The sequence below is a fragment of the Tardiphaga sp. P9-11 genome, from assembly GCF_008329525.1.
In the GTDB taxonomy this organism is placed as follows: Bacteria; Pseudomonadota; Alphaproteobacteria; order Rhizobiales; family Xanthobacteraceae; genus Tardiphaga.
Map to the genome: position 1 here is coordinate 262,822 of NZ_NPKQ01000005.1, position 20,720 is coordinate 283,541.

Genomic DNA, 20,720 nt, shown 5'->3' on the forward strand with positions numbered 1-20,720 from the left:
CGCAATGTGCGGAAGTGTAGCTAGTCGATCGTCGGCCTTGGCGCCTTTACAATGCGCTGAGGTCGCTTGGCACTTCGCCGAAGGCGCGGATCACCTGGGCGTCGCCGAACTCGCCGGTCATCGGATCGCCGGTGCGGCTGAAGGCCAGTGCGCCGATCGAGCCCGGCACGCGTGACAATAGTTCGGCGCGGCGAATGGCGCCGGACGCGCTCTGGCACTCCTCGGCAGCACCAGCCGCTAGCGAACCGGAGTCATCCTGCAAGAAGGGCAGTGCGACGTAATAGGTGATGTCGGCCATAACGCGCTCGCGAGTCGATTGATCCCGTACAAGTTTGTTCTTATTTTGTTCTTTTTGTCAAGACGAGAGCGCCTATTAGCGATCTTCCGTCGCGTCCTCTAGATCCGGCGCGGCCGGCTTATGCAGCGCGAGTATCGCCGCCCACCATAAGCGTTAGGCGTAAAGCCGTACTGGTCGAGCAAAACGGCAAGCCCTGCAAGGCCCATAACCATAAGAAGTGCAGCAGCGGTGCCATATACAGAGGGTCAGAGGCGAATGATCGGCGTCTTGCACATGACCAGCGCACCTTCGCTGATTGTCTGCGTCTTCAATGCAACGGCCGGTCAGTCTATCAAGGCAAAGACGTTAGTGAATGATGCAAACAACAGGCGTGGAACGATGCGCAGCGGCACGGGCAAAATTTGACCACGTCACAATGCGATGCTGGCCAGGATTAAGTCCGGCTGCCTTGCCTGCGGTGCCGCGCGAAAAAACGGCGGCCGTCGCGAAGCAGGATTTTGATGATGGGCCAGTTCAACGCCCAGCCTGCTCCAGTCACTGCAAGGCAAAGCAAGCCGATCCATTAGATCATCGCGCGTTGAGTTCGCGGCCATGGCCGTTTTAACTCACAGCCACGGTGTGACGCGTTGTCTCAGGCAATAATATCGGGAGTGATCTGATCTTCGATGAAGGAAATCCGATCCTTCAGCTGAAGCTTGCGCTTTTTCAACCGCTGCAGCCGCAACAGATCGGGTGCGGGTGAATGTTGCAGGGCATCGATAGCGGCGTCGAGGTCGCGATGTTCCTGCTGCAATCTAGCGAGTTCTAACGGAAGTTCGCGATCTTCGTCGTCGTTCATGTTTCTAACTGACTGGATTCGCAAATCATTTGCGAGGAATTTCTCACATGACTATCGCCGGTGCAGACGTGCCGCGCAAGCCGTCCGGTTCCGGGTTTTTGCGGCGCAATCAGGTCACGATTCGTTTTGCACAATACCCGAAATCCAAAATACACTTTTCAAGACCCATCGACAGATGTCCACTGTCATGTAGAATTCACCGTCCAACCGAACGAATCCTGAGGTTCAATCCTACCGAGGAGTTTTCGAATGGCACTACAGGCGCATCTCGTCGAACTGGAACGCAAGCACAAGGTTCTCGAAAGCGAATTGCACGACGCGCTCGTGCACCTGTCTACCGACGATCTTCGCATCGTCGAACTTAAACGTCGAAAACTGATGGTCAGGGACGAAATCCAGCGTCTCAAAAACGGTACCAGCGACACGCTGCACTGATCAGCGGCTGCACTGATTAGCGAACGATAAATCACAGCATCAACATCGCGTTTACGTCGCTGCTTTCACGCAGGTGCGATGGTGTCTTGCGCTGATCGCACGATAGGTTTGCGACGAAGCATCCAGTTATTCGGTTGGCCTGGGTCGCTTCGCCTGCAACCTTCGCATTCAGTGTCCCGCCATTTCGGCTACGTAGTCCGCGATGGCCAGGGATGATGTCAGCCCTGGGGACTCGATGCCGAACAGGTTGATGAGGCCCGGCACGCCATGAGTCTGGGCGCCTTGGATCATGAAGTCCTGCACCGCGACTGCGGGCGGTACGATCTTCGGCCGCATTCCGGAATAGCTCGGCGTCAATGCACCGTCCGGCAGACTGGGCCAGTAGCGCCTGATGGCCGGATAGAATCTCTCTCCACGTGCCGGATCGACTGTGTAGTCGATGTGATCCACCCACTCGACATCAGGGCCGAAACGCGCCTGGCCGGCCAGATCGAGTGTGAGATGCACACCGAGGCCGCCCGGTTCCGGCACAGGATAGATCAGCCGCGAGAACGGTGCTTTCGCATTGCAGCTGAAGTAGCAACCTTTGGCCAGATAGGCGGGCGGTATAAGGTCGAGCGGCATGCCGTCAAGCATGCGTGCGATCGCGGTTGCGGACAGGCCGGCCGAATTGATCAGCATGTCGCAGGCTAGTGTCATCGGAGCTTCGCCGCCGACATCCACTTCGAAACCGTTGGCTGTAACCCGACCACGTTCCAGCGGTGCGAGGAATGCGAAGGCCGCGCCGGCGGCTTCCGCTTCACCGCGCAGCGCCAACATATAGCTGTGGCTGTCGACGATTCCGGTGGAGGGCGACAACAGTGCGGCTTCGCAAGCCAGCGCCGGCTCAAGTGCCCGTGCTTCTGTCCCGGATAATTGCTCGAGATCAGCGACGCCATTAGCTTCGGCATGCGCTTTGATCGCCGCCAGTTTGGCCATCTCCTCCTGACGTGTGGCGACGATCAGTTTCCCGGAGTTGCGATGTGGAATGCCGCGATCCCGGCAATAATCATAGAGAGCCTGTTTTCCGGCGACGCAGAACCGCGCCATCAGGCTGCCGGCAGGATAATAGATGCCGGCATGGATGACCTCGCTGTTACGCGACGAAGTCACGGTACCAATCGCGTCTGCAGCCTCCAGTACGATGACCTCGCGTCCCGCTTCCGCCAGTCGCCGGGCGATCGCAAGTCCCACGACGCCGGCGCCCACCACCACGCATTCAACCTTGTCCATGTCCTGTCCGATAGTTTGTTGCGCGGGTCATCTGCCGCGGGCCGACCTTGCGCATCTGGTGCTTTAGTAAAACATTAAGCATCACAGCCAATTACCACTAATTTTCGCGGCATTCCGCGGTCGCGACGCTACACATTTACCTGATCCACATACCTGTAACCAAACACTCGCCCTGCGAATACGCGGGTGTGTAATGACTGGCAAGATCGGGCGATCAGACAGCAAGGCGGCAGTGTCCGTCATCGCGGTCGTTTGCCTTGTCGGCAGCATTACCGGGGCCCGTGCCGAATCTCCGGCGGTTCATTATATCAGTGAACTCGACCCACAAATGATCTGGCAGATTCTCATCGGTGGGTTTGTCACGCTGGCATTTCTTGCCGCCATAGTGCTGTGGGTCGCTTCGGCGCTGCGCAATGTGCGTCGCGAGCAGCAGCGTCGCAATGCGTTTGTCGGTTCTGCCCTCAATCATCTCGGCCAAGGCATCGTGATGCTCGACGACCAGAAGCGGGTCGTGTTTTGCAATGATCGCTATCTTGAGATCTACGACCTCACGCGCGCCGACATCACCAAGGATATTACCGGTCCAGGATTGCGTGAATTACGCCGCCAGCGTGGCAAGCTCGATCTGGCCACCCAGAGCTTCTACGAGCAGACTGTTGCCGCGGGCGAGTACATTGCCGAAATGCCCGGTGGGCAATCCGTTCACGTCAAGTTCAGCCGGCTTCCCAATGGCGGCGCCATTGGCATTCATGAGGACTGCACCGAGCAGCGTTTCCTGCAGCGCGAGCTTGCGACCACCAAGCAGTTCCTCGAATCTGTGCTTGATCACGTCCCGATCTGCGTTGCGGCTAAGACCATTGACGATGGCCGCTATATCTTCGCCAACCGGGCTTTCGAAACCTTCTCTCGGCTTTCGCGCGATCAGATCGTCGGCAAACGACCGGATCAGATATTCTCCCCACAGTCTGCGAAAGCGATTGCCGAAGCCGATGCCCTGGCAGTGGAGACACACGGCCAGTGCCGCCGCGAATTCAACGTCGAGCGCGGCTCGGATATCCGCACGCTGGATAGCAATCGTGTGATTGCCTTCAACGAGCGCAACGAACCTGCCTTCCTCATTGCGTTGTTCGAGGATGTGACTGACCGGAAGTCGCTGTCCAAGGAACTGGAAAGCACCAAGAAGTTCCTCGAAACGGTGCTAGACAATATTCCTGTTTCGCTGATGGTGCAGCAAATCAACACCGGCCGCTATCTGTTCGCCAATCGCGGCGCAGAAGTGATTCTGGGTCGCAAGCGTGAAGACGCGATCGGCTTGACTGTCCCCGAGATGCTTCGTCCGGAAGAAGCAAAGCTGATCGTGAGCCGGGATCAGGCAGCTATCAAGAGCCGAACGCCAATTGCAGAAGAGCATCCGATCAGCACGCGCGACGGATTGCGGCTTTTCCTGACCCGGCGGGTCACCGTGCTCGATGAAGCAGGCGAGCCGCAATATCTAATCAAGACCCATGAGGATGTCACCGACCGCCGCCAGACCGAGGCGCGGATGGCGCATATGGCCTATCACGACGGCCTGACCGATCTGCCGAACCGCCCGGCCTTCTTGCAGGCTCTGTCACAGATGATTGATGCCTGCGGCGAGACCTCCGAGGAATTCGCAGTGCTGTCGATCGATCTCGACGGCCTGAAGGAGGTCAACGATGTCTTCGGTCACGCCATCGGTGACAAGCTGCTGATCGAAGTGTCGCGTCGTGTCGATGCAGCCGTGGGCGGCGGAGTTGTGGCGCGGCTCGGCGGTGACGAGTTCGGCGTGATCATCGACGGCGCGCAGCCTGCGGCCGGGCTGTTGATCGCAGAGCGGATCTCCGCGGCCCTTGCGGAGGAATTCCCGATCGACGGCAAATCGGTGCGTACAGGCGTCACCACGGGCATCTCGCTGTTCCCGCGCGACGGCCATGACCCGGCCGCGTTGCTGGCGAATTCCGGCGCGGCGCTGTTCCGTGCGAAGTCGCAGTCGCGCGGTTCGATCAGCATCTTCGAGCCGCAAATGGACCAGCAACTGCGCGATCGCCGCGTGCTGCATCAGGACCTCTCGGCCGCGATCCGCAATGGCGAATTGTCGCTGCACTACCAGCCCCAGGCACGCGCTGGCCAGACCGTCGTCGATGCCGACATTACGGGCTTCGAGGCGTTGGCGCGGTGGATTCATCCGACGCGCGGTTTCGTGCCGCCCGGAGACTTCATTCCGCTGGCCGAAGAAAGTGGCCTGATCGTCGAGATGGGTGAGTGGATCCTGCGCCAGGCCTGCCTTGAGGCCGCATCGTGGCCGGTACCGCTGCAGATCGCGGTCAACCTGTCGCCCGCGCAGTTCATGCACGGCGATCTCGTCGGCCTCGTGCATTCGATCCTGCTCGAAACCGGCCTACAGCCCGGTCGCCTTGAGCTGGAAATCACCGAGGGCGTGCTGATCGAGGATTTCGATCGTGGCGTAGCGTTGCTGCGGCGGTTGAAGGCACTCGGTGTGCGCATCTCGATGGACGACTTTGGCTCCGGCTATTCCTCGCTGACCTATCTGCAAGCATTCCCGTTTGACAAGATCAAGATTGACCGCGCTTTCGTGATCAATCTGGGGCTCAATCCGCAGTCCGCCGCCATCGTGCGCGCGGTCATCGGGCTTGGCCATGGCCTCGACGTCGCGATCGTTGCGGAAGGCGTCGAGACCCACGAGCAACTCTGCTTCCTCGCCAGCGAAGGCTGCGACGGCGTACAAGGTTACTTCATCGGGCGTCCTGCCCCGATTGCGCAATATGCTGCGCTGGTCGGACGGATTGCCGCCGCTACGCCCGCGGCACGCATGGTCGGTTGAGCGACAGACCGTTGCGAAGTGCTGATGCTGTTGAGCCCGCGGCGTTCCGCGGCTAGCTTGCGGTTATGACGAATCTCACTGCGACAGTCGCGGATCCGGCGGCCAGCGATGCGCCGGTCATCGCTTATCCCACGCCCTTGCTGCGGATAAACGGCGTCACCAAGGTATTCGGCGCGCATAGCGCAGTGAATGATCTCTCTTTGGACATCAAGGCCGGTGAATTCTTCGCGCTGCTTGGCCCGAGCGGCTGTGGCAAGACCACGTTACTGCGCATGCTGGCTGGTTTCGAAGCGCCGGACACAGGCAAGATCGAGTTGAACGGCGAGGATATCGCCGCGGTCTTGCCGCATCAGCGGCCCGTCAACATGATGTTTCAGAACTACGCGCTGTTTCCGCATCTCAACGTGCGCGACAATATCGGTTTCGGTCTCAAGAGCGCTGGCTTGACGCGTCTCGGCATCGATACGCGGGTTGCCGAGATGGTGGCGCTGGTCAAGCTCCAGGGACTGGAGAAACGCCGACCGGATCAATTATCGGGCGGCCAGAAACAACGCGTGGCGCTCGCCCGGGCGCTGGCGCGGCATCCGCAACTGTTGCTGCTCGATGAGCCGCTGGCAGCTCTCGACAAGAAACTGCGTGAGGAAACCCAGGTCGAACTGATGGCGCTGCAGCGCCAGCTCGGCACCACCTTCGTGATCGTCACCCACGATCAGGAGGAGGCGATGACCATGGCCGACCGGATTGGCGTCATGAATAGCGGCCGCCTGCAACAGGTAGCCACGCCGCGGCAACTGTATGAGGCGCCCGCATCGCGCTGGGTCGCGGAGTTCGTTGGCGACGTCAACATCGTCGAGGGTGGTATCACGCACCGGGACAGTCATCGACTGACCATTGCAGGCCGCGATGTCGGAACCCTGTTTGCGATCGAGCCGCGACAGCCTGTCGGCGATGCCGTCATCTGCGTTGCGATCCGCCCGGAGAAGATACGGTTGTCGCGGCGAGGGCCGGCGACGGACCTCGTCAACAGCGGCGCCATGAACAGCCTTGAGGGGGTCATCTCCGACGTCGGCTATCTCGGCGGTCGCTCGCTCTACAAGGTGAAGCTCGACCGTGGAGCCACATTGCGGGTCGCTCTCGCCAATACCGCGCGGCTCGATGTCGATGCCTATTCGATAGGGGAGCGCGTCGCGGCATGGTTTGCTCCCGATGATTGCGTGGTGCTGGTTCAATGAGCGCGCGTCGCATCTTCACGGCGCCGGCGCGGCTTGCTGCGATCCCGCCTTATGTCTGGATGGTGCTGTTCTTTCTGGTGCCGTTTGGCTTCGTGCTGAAGATCAGTCTGTCGCAGACAGCGATTGCGCAGCCGCCTTATCTGCCGGTGTTCGGACTGTCCGAGGGGATCGATGGACTGAAGGCCTCGTTTGCCGCGCTGTCGCTGGATAATTTCCGGCTGCTCGTTTCGGACAATCTCTATCTCGCATCCTATCTGCGCAGCGTCCTCGTCGCCGTCGTATCGACCCTGATCCTGCTCGCGGTCGGTTATCCCATCGCCTATGGTATGGCGCGTCTGCCGCGACGCTGGCAGGGCATCGCGATGATGCTGGTCATAGTGCCGTTCTGGACCTCGTTCCTGATCCGCATCTATGCCTGGATCAACATCCTGCAGCATGATGGCTTGCTCAATAAGGTCCTTCTTGCGTTGCACGTCGTATCGAAGCCAGTCGTGTGGCTGTCCACCGACAGTGCGATGTATCTTGGCATCGTCTATTCCTATCTGCCTTTCATGATCCTGCCGCTCTATGCCACGCTGGCGAAGCAGGACCCTTCGCTGATCGAGGCCGCGGCCGATCTCGGCGTCTCGCGCATCGACGCATTCTGGCTGGTGACAGTTCCGTTGTCCCTGCGCGGCGTCGGCGCCGGTGCGTTGCTGTGCTTCATTCCGATCATGGGCGAATTCGTCACTCCCGATCTGCTCGCCGGGTCGAATTCGTTGATGATCGGCCAGACGCTGTGGCTCGAGTTCTTCACGAACAAGGATTGGCCGGTCGCCTCTGCCACTGCCATCGTGTTGCTCGGGCTGCTGTTGATCCCGTTGCTGGTCTACGACCGGCTGCAGCGCAGGCAGTTGGAGGCGCGCTGATGTCCGTGCATCCACTTCGTTTGTCGCGCTTTAACATCACGTCGCTGGTGCTTGGCCTGGCGTTTCTCTATCTGCCGATCGTCATTCTCGTGATCTATTCGTTCAACGCCTCGCGGCTGGTGACGGTTTGGGGTGGTTGGTCGACACGCTGGTATACGGAATTCTTCAATGACCGCGCGATGCTCGACGCCGCCTGGATGAGCCTTCGCGTAGGTGTCGTGTCCGCGACGCTGGCAACGGTTCTCGGCACGTTGGCGGCTATCGCTTTGACGCGCGGCGCAGGCTTCCGCGGCCGCACGCTGATGTCCGGGATGCTTTACGCGCCGCTGGTGATGCCCGAGGTGATTACCGGACTGTCGCTGTTGCTACTGTTCGTGGCGCTTGATGCCGGGCGCGGCCTTGTCACGGTGACCATTGCACACACGACACTCACCATGTGCTTCGTCACTGTCGTGGTGCAGTCGCGCCTCGCGGGGATCGATCGCAGTCTCGAGGAAGCGGCGATGGATCTCGGCCGCGATCCGCTCCGCGCATTTATGGCCGTTACGTTGCCGCTGATTTGGCCGGCCATTGCCGCCGGTTGGATGCTGGCCTTCACGCTCTCGCTGGACGATCTCGTCATCGCGAGTTTTACGACCGGGCCGGGCTCGGCAACGCTGCCGATCAGGATTTATTCGGAGGTGCGCCTCGGCGTGAAGCCGGAGATCAACGCCATCTGTACGCTGATCGTCGGTTTCATCGCCGTCGTGATCGTGCTGGCCTCGCTGGTGTCGAAACTGTCGAGCGCCCGCGGCGAAAGCGCCGCGCCGCTGTAAGGTAAAAGTTAGTTCGCCTTTGGTGCCGTATCTGCGGGCGCGGCAGCTGCCGGCGTGTCAGCGGGCTTATCCGGCTCTGCAGCGGGCGCCTGCTTCGACCCGCCGGTAAAGCGTTCGATCACCGAACGTACGGCGTCGCGGGTCTTGCGATCCTTCACGGCATCCAGCAAAGGCGCCGCGCCCGGCGATCGGCGGATCAGGCTTTCCGGATCGGGAAAGATCAGCGGATCGTCCCACGGGCCCTGGATCACGAAAGGCAGCTCGAAGCCGCCGGTGCCGTTGGTTGCAGGATTGAGACTGGCGATGCCCTTGAAGTCGTATTCACGTGAGGGCACCGACGCAGTGCCGGTCAGCGTCAGTTTCGCGGCGGGACCATCGATACGGATATCCTGTGCGGTGGCGATGCCGTCATTGAATTTCACGGACATGTTCAGCGTGTTGAACGGAGTCGAACCCGAGCGGAAATTGCCGGCGCCGGACAGCGGACGTCGCTCCAGCCTTTTCAAAAGCTGTTCGACGTTGAAGCCGCTGATCGCCCCGTCATGGCCAGTCAACGTTGCGGTGCCGTCAAGCGATTGCGCGAGACCGAACGGCGATGAGCCCGAGGCCTCCAGCATCATGCTGAGATTGCCGCGTCCAGTGAGCTTGTTGACGCCGAACAGATCGCTGGCACAGGCCTGCAGGTCGACATCGCTGAACTGGAACTGGGCCTTCACGTCGGCCACGGCATCGGAATGGGCAACATTGAACGAACCACGGACGATGCCGCCGTACATCTGCGCTTCACCCACCGACAGCGCCAGTGTACCGCCGCGCAGATTGGCGCCGAGTGCGGTGCGGCCGAGCACTGAGGAGCCGACGGTGACCTTGGCGGCCGACAGGCGCATATCGAGATCGGTGGTGGATAGCGCGTTCAGGTCGAACAATTGCCGGTTCCAGTCGCGCGCGCCGGAGGCCAGAAGTCGTACCGTCGAAACATAGGGTGTGAAGTCGAGCGCACCGGCAGCCAGCGTCGCCTGCAGTGTTTGGCGGCCGGTGTTGCTGTAGGTCATGACGCCTTCGGCACTGTTGCCGTCGAGTTCGACATTGACGTTGGTAAGTGCAATCGACGGACCGACCAGGCTGGCACGTGCCTTCAGGGCAAAGCGGCCGAAACCGCCGGAGCCGGGCGGTGCCTGGCCGACCCAGCGCAAGGCGTTGCGCAGCGACATGCTGTCGGCAGTCAGCGTGCCTTCCATGACCAGGCTGGCCTTGTTGGCAACGGTGCCATCGAAAGCAAGCTTGATCGGCGCACCGGCGATGCGGGCCTTTACGCCGGAGCGCTCACCGGACAATGCGGCAATGAAGTCGCTGACGCTGAGGCTGCCGTCGATGCGTTCGCCGCGCCAGTCGAACTGGCCGGTTGCCGCGAATGAGCGCGAGATCGATGGCCAGGCGAGCGACAGGTCGATGTCGCCGAGACGCTCGGTGTTATGCGGGTCCTGATAGTGCAGCACGCCGTCCTGGATCCGGATCTCGGAGAACGACAGCGGCTGCTCGGCGCCGGGCTTCATGGTGCGGGCGATGGACTCGATGAATGGCGTCCAGTTGCTTTCGCCGGAGGCCTCGCGGATCACGCGGATGCGCGGCCGCAGCATCATCATGTCGGCGATTTCGAAACGCTGCAACAGCAGCGGCAGCAACCGCAGATTGGCCGTCAGCACGTCGACGGTCAGCGCGGGATCGATCGAGCCGCCGCCCTTCAGGCCGACATCGTGAAACGACACATAGCTGCCAGGAAACACCGACACATCCACCGCGCCGTTGACGACGAAATCCAGCCCGGTCACGGCACGAATCTGTGCCTCCACGGCATGACGCAGCGTATCGCGGTTGAGCAACCACGACATGGCGAACAGCCCTATCAGCGCGACGCCCAGGAGAGCCGCAATTGGCATCCCCAGGCGTCTTATTCCTTGGGCACTCGTCAATGAACTATCCGGGTTGGTTGGTGGTCACACATAGCGGGGCGGCAGCCATGTGCGCCCACGTCCAAGGTGCTCAATTTGAAGGGTTTTCTTGACGCTTTCAAGGCCATAGCGGGTGTGATGGGGTCGCAGTCCCCTGCGATTGACCTGCCGCGGAGTTTCCGCCTAATAATCCACGACATAGCCGCCCGCGCCCGCTGGGTTCTCAGCGCATTCCTGCATCAGGTCGATTCCCATGAACAAAGTCTACCCCGACGCCAAATCGGCACTCGATGGCATTCTTAAGGATGGCATGATGATCATGTCGGGTGGCTTCGGCCTCTGCGGCATTGCCGAGGACCTGTCGGACGCCTTGCGCGATTCCGGGGTCAAGGACCTCACCGTGGTGTCAAATAACGCCGGCGTCGACGGCATCGGCCTCAGCCGCCTGCTGGAAACCCGCCAGATCAAGAAGATGATTTCGTCCTATGTGGGCGAGAACAAGCTGTTCGCCCAGCAGTATCTGGCCGGCGAACTGGAACTCGAATTCTCCCCGCAGGGCACGCTGGCCGAGCGCATCCGTGCCGGCGGCGCCGGCATCCCGGGCTTCTACACCAAGACCGGCGTCGGCACGCTGATCTCGGAAGGCAAGCCGACCATGGAATTCAACGGCGAGACCTACATGCTGGAACGTGGTCTGTTCGCCGATATTGCTATCGTGCACGCTTGGAAGGGCGATACCGCGGGCAACCTCGTTTATCGCAAGACCGCCCGGAACTTTAACCCGATGATGGCGACTGCCGCCAAGATCACCATTGCCGAAGTCGAGCATCTGGTGCCGGCCGGCGAGATCGACCCGGATCACATTCACACCCCCGGCATTTTCGTGAAGCGTATTGTCGAGGTCGGTACCGGCAAGAAGCGGATCGAAAAAGTCACCTCGCGTCAGCGTCCCGCGTAACCGCCAAAAGCAAAAACAGGAGAGAACGATGGCTTGGACCCGTGATCAAATGGCAGCGCGCGCGGCGAAAGAACTGCGCGACGGATATTACGTCAATCTCGGCATCGGTATTCCGACGCTGGTGTCGAACTACATTCCCGAAGGTGTGGATGTTCAACTGCAGAGCGAGAACGGTATGCTCGGCATGGGCCCTTTCCCCTATGAGGGCGAGGAAGATCCGGACCTGATCAATGCCGGCAAGCAGACCGTCACCGAGCTGCCGACCACCAGCTATTTCTCGTCGGCCGACTCGTTCGGCATGGTCCGTGGTGGCCATATCGACCTGTCGATCCTCGGCGCCATGCAGGTTGCCCAGAATGGTGATCTCGCCAACTGGATGATCCCCGGCAAGATGGTGAAGGGCATGGGCGGCGCGATGGATCTCGTCGCTGGCGTCAAGCGCGTCGTCGTCGTGATGGAGCATTCCGCCAAGGATGGCGCCAAGCTGCTGAAGAGCTGCAACCTGCCGCTGACTGGCGAGCGCGTCGTCGACATGGTCGTGACCGATCTGGCGGTGTTCACCATCGACAAGCACGGTAATGACGGCATGGCCTTGATCGAACTCGCCGATGGCGTAACGCTCGATGAGGTGAAGGCCAATACCGAAGCTGAATTCCGGGTCGCGCTGACCAACACCTGAACGATTGCGCGCTCCGAGCGTTGATATGATGCCCGGCCTCGTGCCGGGCATTCGTGTTAATATCAACCCCGATTAGGAAGCCAATATGCGCGCCAGTCTCGAAGATCGTTTCTTCCTGCTGCTCATCGTCTTGGTGACGATAGCCTTCGGCTGGATAATGAGTTCGTTCTACAGCGCGATCCTGTGGGGCATCGTGATCGCGATCATGTTCGCGCCGATGCATCGCCGGCTGGAACGGCGGATGCCGAAACATCCGAATTCGGCCGCCCTGCTCACCGTGGGATTGATCGTGCTGATCGTGATCCTGCCGCTGACATTGGTTGGCGCATCGCTGGCGCAGGAAGCGGCTGTCGTCGTAGGCAAGATGAAATCTGGCCAATTCAATCTCGGCACATTTCTGCAGCAGATACTCGATGCCGTCCCGCAATGGGCGAAGGGACTGCTGGATCGCTTCGGCATCGCCAATCTCGGCGGCATGCAGGACAAGCTGACTGAAGGCCTCGTCAAAGGCAGTCAGTACTTTGCATCGCAGGCGCTGAACATCGGTCAGAGCACGTTCGACTTCATCATCAATCTCGGCATCATGCTCTATCTGCTGTTCTTCCTGTTCAAGGATGGCGAGGCGTTGTCGCAGCGTGTGAAGAATGCGATTCCGCTACGGCCGGAGTTGCGTGATGATCTGATGGAGAAGTTCACGGTGGTGATCCGCGCCACGGTGAAGGGTGGCATTCTGGTCGCGCTGGCGCAGGGCGCGCTGGGCGGGCTGATCTTCTGGATCCTCGATATCAATGCCGCGCTGCTCTGGGCCGTGCTGATGGCGTTCCTGTCGCTGTTGCCGGCGGTGGGCGCAGGTCTGGTCTGGATGCCGGTCGCGCTTTATCTGCTTGCGACGGGCTCCGTCGTTCAGGGTGTGATCCTGATCGCCTATGGATTTCTCGTCATTGGTCTGGTCGACAACATCCTGCGCCCGATGCTGGTCGGCAAGGACACCAAGCTGCCGGATTATCTGGTGCTGATCGCGACGCTTGGCGGCATCGATGCGCTGGGCCTCAACGGCTTTGTGGTCGGTCCCGTGATTGCTGCGATGTTTGTCGCGGGTTGGGCGATTTTCGCGGAGTCGCGAAAGGACGTGCCCGGCATGACGGCGTGACTCATACAGGTCCCTTTGGCACGTCGGCGAAGCGGGTCAGCCACACGACGGGGCCGATACTCGCAGCGACGATCAGCAGGGCGGCGAGTGCGCCTTCTTCGAAACTGCCGCGACTGGCATATTGATAGATCGATGTCGCGAGCGTTTCGACATTGAGCGGCCGCAGCAGCAACGTGGCCGGCAGCTCCTTCAGACAATCGACAAAGACCACGATGACGGCGCCGAACAATGCCGGACGCAATAGCGGCAGTTGAATCACGCGCAGTGTGGTGATTGCCGGCGCGCCGGCAGCGCGGGCGCTGTCGTCGTAATCGACGGGGATGTGCTCGAAGCCGGCCTTGATGAAACCCGTCGGTACCGCCAGGAACCGGATTACATAGGCGATCACCACGGCGGCGCCAGAGCCGATCATGACCAGCCCGGGCGATGCGAGACTGAGCCATCCGGCGAGCTTGCTGAATCCATTGTCGATGAACAGCACCGGCGTCAGCAGACCCAGCGCCAGCACCGTTCCGGGCAGCGCATAGCCGGTCCGGGCGACAGCGACCGACAGGTTGGTCAGCCGCGAAGCACGCCAGCGCCGAGCGACGATCACCACAAGCCCGAGAAGCAGCGCGGCTCCCGTGGCAATTGCGGCCAGTGCAATGGTGTGGCCGGCATCGCGCCAAACCGTTGTTTCCATCGACAGCAGACCGCGGCGCAGGCTTTCACGCAGCAGATAGAGCAAGGGTACGGCGAAGCCGAGCAGGGCAGGGAGGACGCAGGCGGTGAAAGCAAGCCATCCGCGTACGCCTGTCAAAGGCGTGCGCGGTGCCAGTCGCGGGTTCTCCGAAGAGAATTCCACGCTGCCTTCGCGGCGGCCGAAGCGCTCGATGGCGATCAGCACGGCGACGATGGCGAGCATGAACAACGAGAGTTGCGCAGCACCTGCAAGACTGCCGCGATTGAGCCAGGTCGTGAAAACCGAGACGGTGAGCGTACGAATGCCCAAATATTCGCTGGCGCCGATGTCATTCAGCGTTTCCAGCGATACCAGTGCAAGGCCCACAGCGAGGGCGGGGCGCGCCATCGGTAGCGAGACACGGCGGAACGTCGTCCAGCGATCGGCACCGAGTATCTTCGCGGCTTCAGCAAAGTCGGCGCTGCGATGCTGGAACATCGCGCGGGCAGAGAGATAGACGTAAGGATACAACACGATGCCGATCACGAAGATGGCGCCGGGCAATGAACGCAGGCTAGGTAGCCACCCGATGGCGCCGGGCAACGACATTGCCGTTGCCAGTGCGCGATGGACGAGACCCAGTGGCTCGAACAGGTCCACATAGACGTAAGCGGCGAGATAGGTCGGAATCGCAAGCGGCAGCGGCAAGAGCCAGAGCATGAGCGCGCGGCCGGGGAAATCGTGCGCCGAGACCAGCCATGCGGTGCCGGCACCGACCGTGAGCGTGACGATGCCGACGCCGATCAGGAGGGCTGCGGTGTCGCGTAGCGCCTGCGGCAATACATAGGCGATCAGATGCTGCCAAAGCTCGGGCTCCGGCTGCAGCGCCAGTAGCGCGATGCTGATCACGGGCGCTGCCACGAGGAGTGCGGTGGCAGCGGCGATGATGGTCGCGGTGAGTTCGGTGCGGGAGAGGGTCACACCTCTTCCGTCCTTCTCCCCAGTGTGAAGCAGAGCCTCACCAGGTGGGGGAAGGTGGTGCGGGTGCAGTCCGCGACGCATGAGTGAGGCGGCTGGATTCGGAGTTTGCGGCTACCCCTCACCCGTCCGCGCTCCGCGCGGCCACCCTCTCCCACAAGGGGAGAGGGGAGGGCGGAGTACTTGGCGCAAATCACGTTCAATTATCAAACCCGACCTTGTCCACCAACGTCGACGCGGCTTTGCGGTTGGCGACAATCTTGGCGATGGGCATCGGATCGGCATTGAGCTTGCCATAGCCCGCGATCGTCGGATTCACAGTGATGCCGGCACGCACGGGATATTCGTAGTTGGCGTCGGCATAGACCTGCTGGGCATGCTCGCCGGCAAGCCATTCGATCAGCTTCCTGGCGTTGGCTTTGTTCGGCGCATGCTTGGCCAGCAAAACGCCGGACAGGTTCACATGGGTGCCGCCGCCTTCGAAGGTCGGCAGGATTACCTTGGTGGCTTCGGCCCATGGCTTCTTGTCGGGATCGGCATTCATCATCAGCGCCCAGTAATAGGTGTTGCCGATGCCGAGATCGCATTTGCCGGCCGCGACGTCGCGGGCGGTCTCGCGGTCGCCGCCGGAGGGCTTCTGGGCGAGGTTCGCCTTCACGCCGTGCAGCCATTCCTCGGCCTTGGCCTCGCCATGCTTGGCGACATAGGCGGCGAACAGGCCGTTATTGTAGATGTGCTGGCCGGAGCGGATGCAGATCTTGCCCTTCCACTTCGGATCGGCCAGTTCCTCATAGGTGATGGCGTCCTGCTTGACGCGATCCTTCGACGCATAGACCACGCGGGCGCGCATCGAGATGCCGGCCCAGTGGCCGTCGGGATCGCGATATTGCGCCGGCACGACCTTCTCGATCACCTCGGATTTCATCGGCTGCGTCACGCCCGCCTGCACGGCCTCGTCGATGCGGCCGATATCTACCGTCAGCAGTACGTCCGCCGGGCTGTTGGCGCCTTCGGCCTTCATGCGTTGCTCAAGGCCTGAGCTGGCGGAGATCACATTGACTTTGACGCCGGTGTCCTTGGTGAAGGCCTCAAAAATCGGCGCCACCAGCTTGGTCTCACGATAGGTGTAGACATTGACCTCTTCGGCCGCGTGCAACGCGGACGCGCCGAGCGCGGCGAAAACGACGGCGGTAGCATAAGCGTGATGCTTGATCATGAACGGCTCCGGCACGGGGGACGATAGCAATGTGAAATGGAGTATCGCAGCTGCAGTCTGAATGTCAGTGACTGAACGTCGCGCAGGAGCTCTTTAGATAGATTCCAGAAAACGTCGAGCCGCAGATAAGCAAGGCTTACCCGCGGCCCGATGGCGTATCGTCTTAGGAGTTGGCCGTCACCCATGCGCGGAAGGTGCGAGGAGATCCGGGCGGGATGTTGCTGGCCGCATCGGCCGTGGCGTAGTAGCTGGTGTTGAACAGGTTCTCGATATTCAGCGCCTTCGCGTGGGTCGTGGTCCTTATCGGCTTTGCGGTCTCATTCGGCCCGCTGCTGATCGGCTATCGCAAACCGCGCCGTCCTGGCGCCGCCATGGCGCTCCGTCACTGAAATCGGTGACGGCCACTCAGGCCTTCATCGCCGCATTCGAAAACGCCACCTCGATCAGCGTGCCCGAGCTCGGCGCGGTCTTGATCTGGAAGCGCGCGTTGTTGGCTTCGACCAGCGCCTTGGTCAGCGACAGGCTGACACCCGAGCTCTCCGAAGAATCAGCCGGCGTCGAGCTCCGGAACGGCTCCATCGCTGCGGCAAGTTCGTTGTCGTTGAGGCCATGACCGGTGTCGCGGACGCGCAGCACGATCTCACCGAAATCCGACAATGCAGTGGAGACGATCACCTGTCCGCCGGCATTGGCAAGGTGGATCGAATTGCCGATCAGGTTCAGCGTGATCTGCCGTAGCGCGCGGGCGTCGGCAACGACAGTCGGTAGCAGATGCGCCAGCGAAGTGCGGATGATGATCCGGCCGCGATTGGCCTGCGGCTGCATCACCGCCACGCACTGCTCGACCATCTCGTTGAGGTTCTGCGTAGTGAAAGCGAGATCAATCTTGCCTGTCTCGATGCGCGACAGATCGAGCAGATCATTGACGATGGCAATGACGCGCTCGCCGGAGGCGCGGATGTCCTTCATGTATTCGATATAGCGCTCGTTGCCGAGCGGACCGAAACGCTGGTCGACCATCACTTCCGCAAATCCGATAATTGCATTGAGCGGGGTCCGGACCTCGTGGCTGATCCGCGCAAGCACATCCGCTTTCGCGGTCGCCGCACGGTCGGCCTGACGCCGCGCATTCAGTAGTTCGGTTTCGGTCTTTTTTGTCTGCGTGAGGTCGCGGAACACGGCAAAGAAATTCCACCCGTCCGAGCGCGTGCAGCCCATGGTCATCGACAGCGGTACAAGGCCGCCAGCGCGCACCTGGCCCAACGCTTCGCGTCCGTGATCCATCAGGCTGGCTACGCCGGACTCCTTGACGCTTTCAAGATAGTCCTGCACCACGCGGCGGCTTTCTGCTGCGAACAGATCAGTCACATTCCGTTGTGTCAGTAATTCGCCGCTATAGCCGAACAGCGCCTCGGCGCTGCGGTTGCAGGAATTGATATTGCCTTCGGCGTCGAACATGATGACGCCCTCGGCCGTGGTATCGAGGATCGTGGCCAGGTCTTCGGCATCGATATGGCCGGCGGGCAATAGCGTGTCCGCAACGGGCGCAGCGATCGTAACAGGGGCGGCGACAGGCTCTGCCTTGGGCGGAGAGAAAATCAGCGCATGCGCTGGCTCGTTGTCCCATGAAATCGTGTACAGGCGGGCTTCGGCGGGCACTGCGTTGCCGGACTGGTCACCGCCCGTAATCGTGACGGCGGTGCCGTCATCGGAGGTGCTGGCCGCAGTAGAGACATCAGCTCCGACATAAAGCGCATCGAGGCCACCCGCTTCTTCCAGCGCGTTCAGGCTCGGATAGTTCATCCGGGCGAGGAAGGCGGGATTGGCGAACAGCAGGCGATCGAGCCGATAGATCAGGACGCCGACCGGCATGAGGTCGAGCAGCATCTTGTCGCGCATCATCTCGCCGCGCGGTGCAGCCGGTGGCGTTGTCAACCAGGCAGCCTGTGACGCCGCCTCAGTTGGCTGAGACAAGGTCTGGGCAGCCATCGGTGCATCGTCCGGCTCGCTGTCCGCTTCGGGTGTGTTCGTGCTCGTGATCAGTCCCGTTTCCGACTCAAGCCGCGCCGACAATTGCCGCGCAAGCTCGTTGAAGGCGCTGTTCTCGACAGGCGTCAGTGCCGGCGATCTGGGATCGCCTGGTCGAAATGGCACGACGTTCTCGGGTGGTTGCACGGTGCTGTCCGGTGTGGTTGGCGGTGATGTCTGTTCTGGTATCGGGTTGAGGGCAATCGGTTCATCGAGACTGTCGCCGACAGGGCCGGCCTGCGCGACGTCGGCGGATAATGGTCGGGGCGGTGGATCGCCGATGTGATCATGTCGACGCTGCTCGGCGAGCCGCGTCATTCCATCGAGATCGCGGCAAACGCCGAAACCGCGATAGCCGGTGAAATTGCGCTCGCGATCGAACAGCGGCAGGCCAGAGAGTTCGACAGGCAGGCGGCCACCGCCATCCACCGGCCAGAGCAGCGTGATGCCACTCCATGTCTGCTGCGTGGCCATCGCCTTGACGACGTGGCTGTCGGGATCGAGGTTGAATTCGGCTGTGAGATCGTTCCACTTGTGGCCGAAGCTTGCCGCTGTGCGCGGGCCGATCAGGTGGATGAACTCGTCAGAGTTCAGTGTGAAGCGCTTCTCCGCATCGATCTGCCATACGAAACGGAGCGGCGTCGTGCGCGGCTCGATCTCTGGCAGCGCAACGGACGCAGGTTGGTCGGCAACGGCTTCGACGGCGGGCGACTGCGCATCAGTCTCAGTCGGTGCGTCGGCATGTGCGATGGTTTCGGCGATCATCTCTTCGAGATGTACGTCGCGATCGATCTCGGCTTTTTCCGGCTCGATCGGAGCGTCGATGTCGATGGCGTTTTCGCTCGGGTCTTTTGCCCCGGGGGCTTGGTCGAATTCGACGAAGAGGTCGCTCGGCTCTGCAAGGGCGCTCTGTAGTTCAACGCTGGCTTCGGGTTTTGTGGGAGCCTCGAGTTCTTCTTCGCTCGGCGCCGGATGCACAGCGCCCGGCGCGATCAGCGCCACCAGTCCGACGTCGGCGCCACTGCCCACGCGCTGCAGTACCATGCGGCCAAAACCGATAGGCGTTTCGATACGGCCGTCCTTTAGCGCGCCGTCGCGCGCATGATCGAGGCCGGCATCGGAGAGATTGCGAAAACCAAGCAGCGCCCGAGCCATTTCGTTGGCGCCGACGAACAGGCCGTCGCGTGCAAAGGCGGCGATCGGGGTGTCGATTCCCTCGACGAGATTTTGCAGCCGTTCGACCAGCGGCATGCCGCGGCCACCGAGTGGCTCGGCTGCGACAACGAGAATGCCGCTGCCGCCATCGGGAAATTCAAGCTGCGAGCAGGCGCACGTCATCAAGCTCCCCAGCGCCGCGCCGAAGCCGCGCAGGCGCTCCAGCCGCATCGCGCCACTGGTCGGCAGCCGGGAGCCGAGCTGGGCTATCTGGCGGCGATGGGTATCCGCGGGTCCGAAAGTCCTGGCAAACAGGTCCGCTGCGTTACGGGCGCCGAACAGTCGCGCGCCGACCGGATTGGCCCACAGCACACGGGTGCCGTCGCGCGACCACAGCCAGACCGGCTGGTTGCTGGTGGCGTGTACGGCCAGCCGTGCATCGCCAACGCCCCGCAACTGAAAATCCGCATTGTTCATCGGCACTTCATGACTGACTCGTTGGGCGTCCGTCCGGTATCCGCGTCACAGATTGCGGGCCAAACGATGACATCCTTAATAATTCGTTAGTATCGCCCGCGCAGGCGCGCAGGTCCACGTCCCCCAGCCATTCCAGCAGGCCAAAGCAGCAATAACGTTAATCCGGTCCGAGCGTTCGCTATCCTGCCGAACCAATGGGGCGGGCCATGCGTTGGCAGTTGCAAAACAAAAACAAAGGTCCACGATGGGATCGGACGAGGACGGGACGCCGCGTCACATCGGCGATGCCAAGCTCGGCTAGATTGCAGTGGGCGACACGGGAGACGGGGCCGTGGGCGGCTTCGTCAATGCAAAATGGAGCGGGACATGACCGACCAATTCGAAATTCCGAAGGAGATGCGCGCAATGGCCGAAGCCAGCTTCGACCAGGCCAAGCAGGCATTCGAGAAGTTTCTGGCCAGCGCCCAGAGCACGGCGTCGTCGATCGAAAACCGCGGTGAGACCGTGCGCGCCGGCGCCAAGGATGTCAGCACCAAGGCCATCGCTTATGCCGAGAAGAACGTCGCCGCGTCGCTGGATTATGCCCAGCAATTGCTGCACGCCAAGGATCTCGGCGACGTCATGCGGCTCCACAGCGAATACGTGCAGTCGCAGATGAAGTCGCTGGCAGAGCAGGCCAGCGAAATGGGCCAGATCATGAGCCGCGCTGCCATGGACGCCGCCAAGCCCAAGAGCTGATCGGCTTCCCGCGCTCTCCGCCCTGCAACCAGTGATTGATTTTTCGCAAGTTCCATGATGTGGGCGCGCA

At 61.4% G+C, this 20,720-nt stretch carries 17 protein-coding genes; 10 read left to right on the plus strand and 7 right to left on the minus strand.

The annotated features are described in order from the left end of the window. Window positions 1–46 precede the first annotated feature (46 nt). Together CIW50_RS18950 and CIW50_RS18955 are read right to left on the minus strand one after the other, a co-directional pair. On the minus strand, window positions 47–298 hold the full coding sequence (locus CIW50_RS18950) for a hypothetical protein (protein WP_149532751.1): 252 nt from the start codon (window positions 296–298) through the stop codon (window positions 47–49). Window positions 299–929: 631 nt separating this feature from the next. Then, window positions 930–1,136, minus strand: a complete 207-nt coding sequence (locus tag CIW50_RS18955) for a YdcH family protein (RefSeq protein ID WP_068728782.1) — start codon at window positions 1,134–1,136, stop codon at window positions 930–932. A gap of 249 nt (window positions 1,137–1,385) precedes the next feature. Here CIW50_RS18955 and CIW50_RS18960 point away from each other — a divergent pair, with 249 nt between their 5' ends. Next, window positions 1,386–1,571: a YdcH family protein gene (locus CIW50_RS18960; RefSeq protein WP_149532752.1), complete on the plus strand. Its 186-nt coding sequence runs from the start codon at window positions 1,386–1,388 to the stop codon at window positions 1,569–1,571. 168 nt (window positions 1,572–1,739) lie between these two features. Here the strand turns inward: CIW50_RS18960 and CIW50_RS18965 are convergent, their stop codons facing one another. Continuing rightward, a complete protein-coding gene (locus CIW50_RS18965) occupies window positions 1,740–2,843 on the minus strand; it encodes an NAD(P)/FAD-dependent oxidoreductase (protein ID WP_149532753.1) in 1,104 nt (367 codons plus the stop codon). 193 nt (window positions 2,844–3,036) lie between these two features. On the opposite strand from CIW50_RS18965, the gene CIW50_RS18970 reads away from it, so the two are divergent. The 4 genes from CIW50_RS18970 (at window position 3,037) to CIW50_RS18985 (ending at window position 8,661) form a co-directional block, all read left to right on the plus strand. Beyond that, entirely contained in the window at window positions 3,037–5,706 is a 2,670-nt protein-coding gene (locus CIW50_RS18970; RefSeq protein WP_149532754.1) for a sensor domain-containing protein, read from the plus strand. 65 nt (window positions 5,707–5,771) lie between these two features. Beyond that, complete coding sequence (locus tag CIW50_RS18975; protein ID WP_149532755.1) at window positions 5,772–6,938, plus strand: ABC transporter ATP-binding protein; 1,167 nt, start codon at window positions 5,772–5,774, stop codon at window positions 6,936–6,938. Next, the gene (locus tag CIW50_RS18980) at window positions 6,935–7,846 is read left to right on the plus strand and encodes an ABC transporter permease (RefSeq protein WP_149532756.1); all 912 of its coding nucleotides are present in this window, start codon (window positions 6,935–6,937) and stop codon (window positions 7,844–7,846) included. The genes CIW50_RS18975 and CIW50_RS18980 overlap by 4 nt, the downstream gene beginning before the upstream one ends. Continuing rightward, window positions 7,846–8,661: an ABC transporter permease gene (locus CIW50_RS18985; RefSeq protein WP_149532757.1), complete on the plus strand. Its 816-nt coding sequence runs from the start codon at window positions 7,846–7,848 to the stop codon at window positions 8,659–8,661. The genes CIW50_RS18980 and CIW50_RS18985 overlap by 1 nt, the downstream gene beginning before the upstream one ends. A gap of 8 nt (window positions 8,662–8,669) precedes the next feature. Here CIW50_RS18985 and CIW50_RS18990 read toward each other — a convergent pair whose 3' ends face one another. Further along, window positions 8,670–10,598 carry an AsmA family protein gene (locus CIW50_RS18990; RefSeq protein WP_149532758.1) on the minus strand — a complete coding sequence of 643 codons (1,929 nt, stop codon included), beginning with the start codon at window positions 10,596–10,598 and terminating at the stop codon, window positions 8,670–8,672. Between the two features lie 265 nt (window positions 10,599–10,863). Here CIW50_RS18990 and CIW50_RS18995 point away from each other — a divergent pair, with 265 nt between their 5' ends. From CIW50_RS18995 to CIW50_RS19005, 3 genes are all read left to right on the plus strand, one after another. After that, on the plus strand, window positions 10,864–11,568 hold the full coding sequence (locus CIW50_RS18995) for a CoA transferase subunit A (RefSeq protein WP_068728766.1): 705 nt from the start codon (window positions 10,864–10,866) through the stop codon (window positions 11,566–11,568). Between the two features lie 28 nt (window positions 11,569–11,596). Next, entirely contained in the window at window positions 11,597–12,247 is a 651-nt protein-coding gene (locus CIW50_RS19000; RefSeq protein ID WP_149532759.1) for a 3-oxoacid CoA-transferase subunit B, read from the plus strand. An 85-nt stretch (window positions 12,248–12,332) separates the two neighbouring features. Beyond that, window positions 12,333–13,397, plus strand: coding sequence for an AI-2E family transporter (locus tag CIW50_RS19005; protein WP_149532760.1), 1,065 nt, complete (start codon window positions 12,333–12,335; stop codon window positions 13,395–13,397). A gap of 1 nt (window position 13,398) precedes the next feature. On the opposite strand, the gene CIW50_RS19010 is transcribed toward CIW50_RS19005, so the two are convergent. Next, the gene (locus CIW50_RS19010) at window positions 13,399–15,039 is read right to left on the minus strand and encodes an ABC transporter permease (protein WP_246664351.1); all 1,641 of its coding nucleotides are present in this window, start codon (window positions 15,037–15,039) and stop codon (window positions 13,399–13,401) included. A 196-nt stretch (window positions 15,040–15,235) separates the two neighbouring features. Then, window positions 15,236–16,252 carry a Fe(3+) ABC transporter substrate-binding protein gene (locus CIW50_RS19015; protein WP_149532762.1) on the minus strand — a complete coding sequence of 339 codons (1,017 nt, stop codon included), beginning with the start codon at window positions 16,250–16,252 and terminating at the stop codon, window positions 15,236–15,238. A gap of 251 nt (window positions 16,253–16,503) precedes the next feature. On the opposite strand from CIW50_RS19015, the gene CIW50_RS29110 reads away from it, so the two are divergent. Beyond that, window positions 16,504–16,641, plus strand: coding sequence for a hypothetical protein (locus tag CIW50_RS29110; protein ID WP_172980382.1), 138 nt, complete (start codon window positions 16,504–16,506; stop codon window positions 16,639–16,641). A gap of 16 nt (window positions 16,642–16,657) precedes the next feature. On the opposite strand, the gene CIW50_RS19020 is transcribed toward CIW50_RS29110, so the two are convergent. Further along, the gene (locus CIW50_RS19020; protein ID WP_149532763.1) at window positions 16,658–19,912 is read right to left on the minus strand and encodes a PAS domain-containing protein; all 3,255 of its coding nucleotides are present in this window, start codon (window positions 19,910–19,912) and stop codon (window positions 16,658–16,660) included. Between the two features lie 366 nt (window positions 19,913–20,278). Between CIW50_RS19020 and CIW50_RS19025 the strand changes: the two genes are divergently transcribed. After that, complete coding sequence (locus tag CIW50_RS19025; RefSeq protein WP_115033036.1) at window positions 20,279–20,650, plus strand: phasin; 372 nt, start codon at window positions 20,279–20,281, stop codon at window positions 20,648–20,650. The last annotated feature ends 70 nt before the right edge of the window (window positions 20,651–20,720 follow it).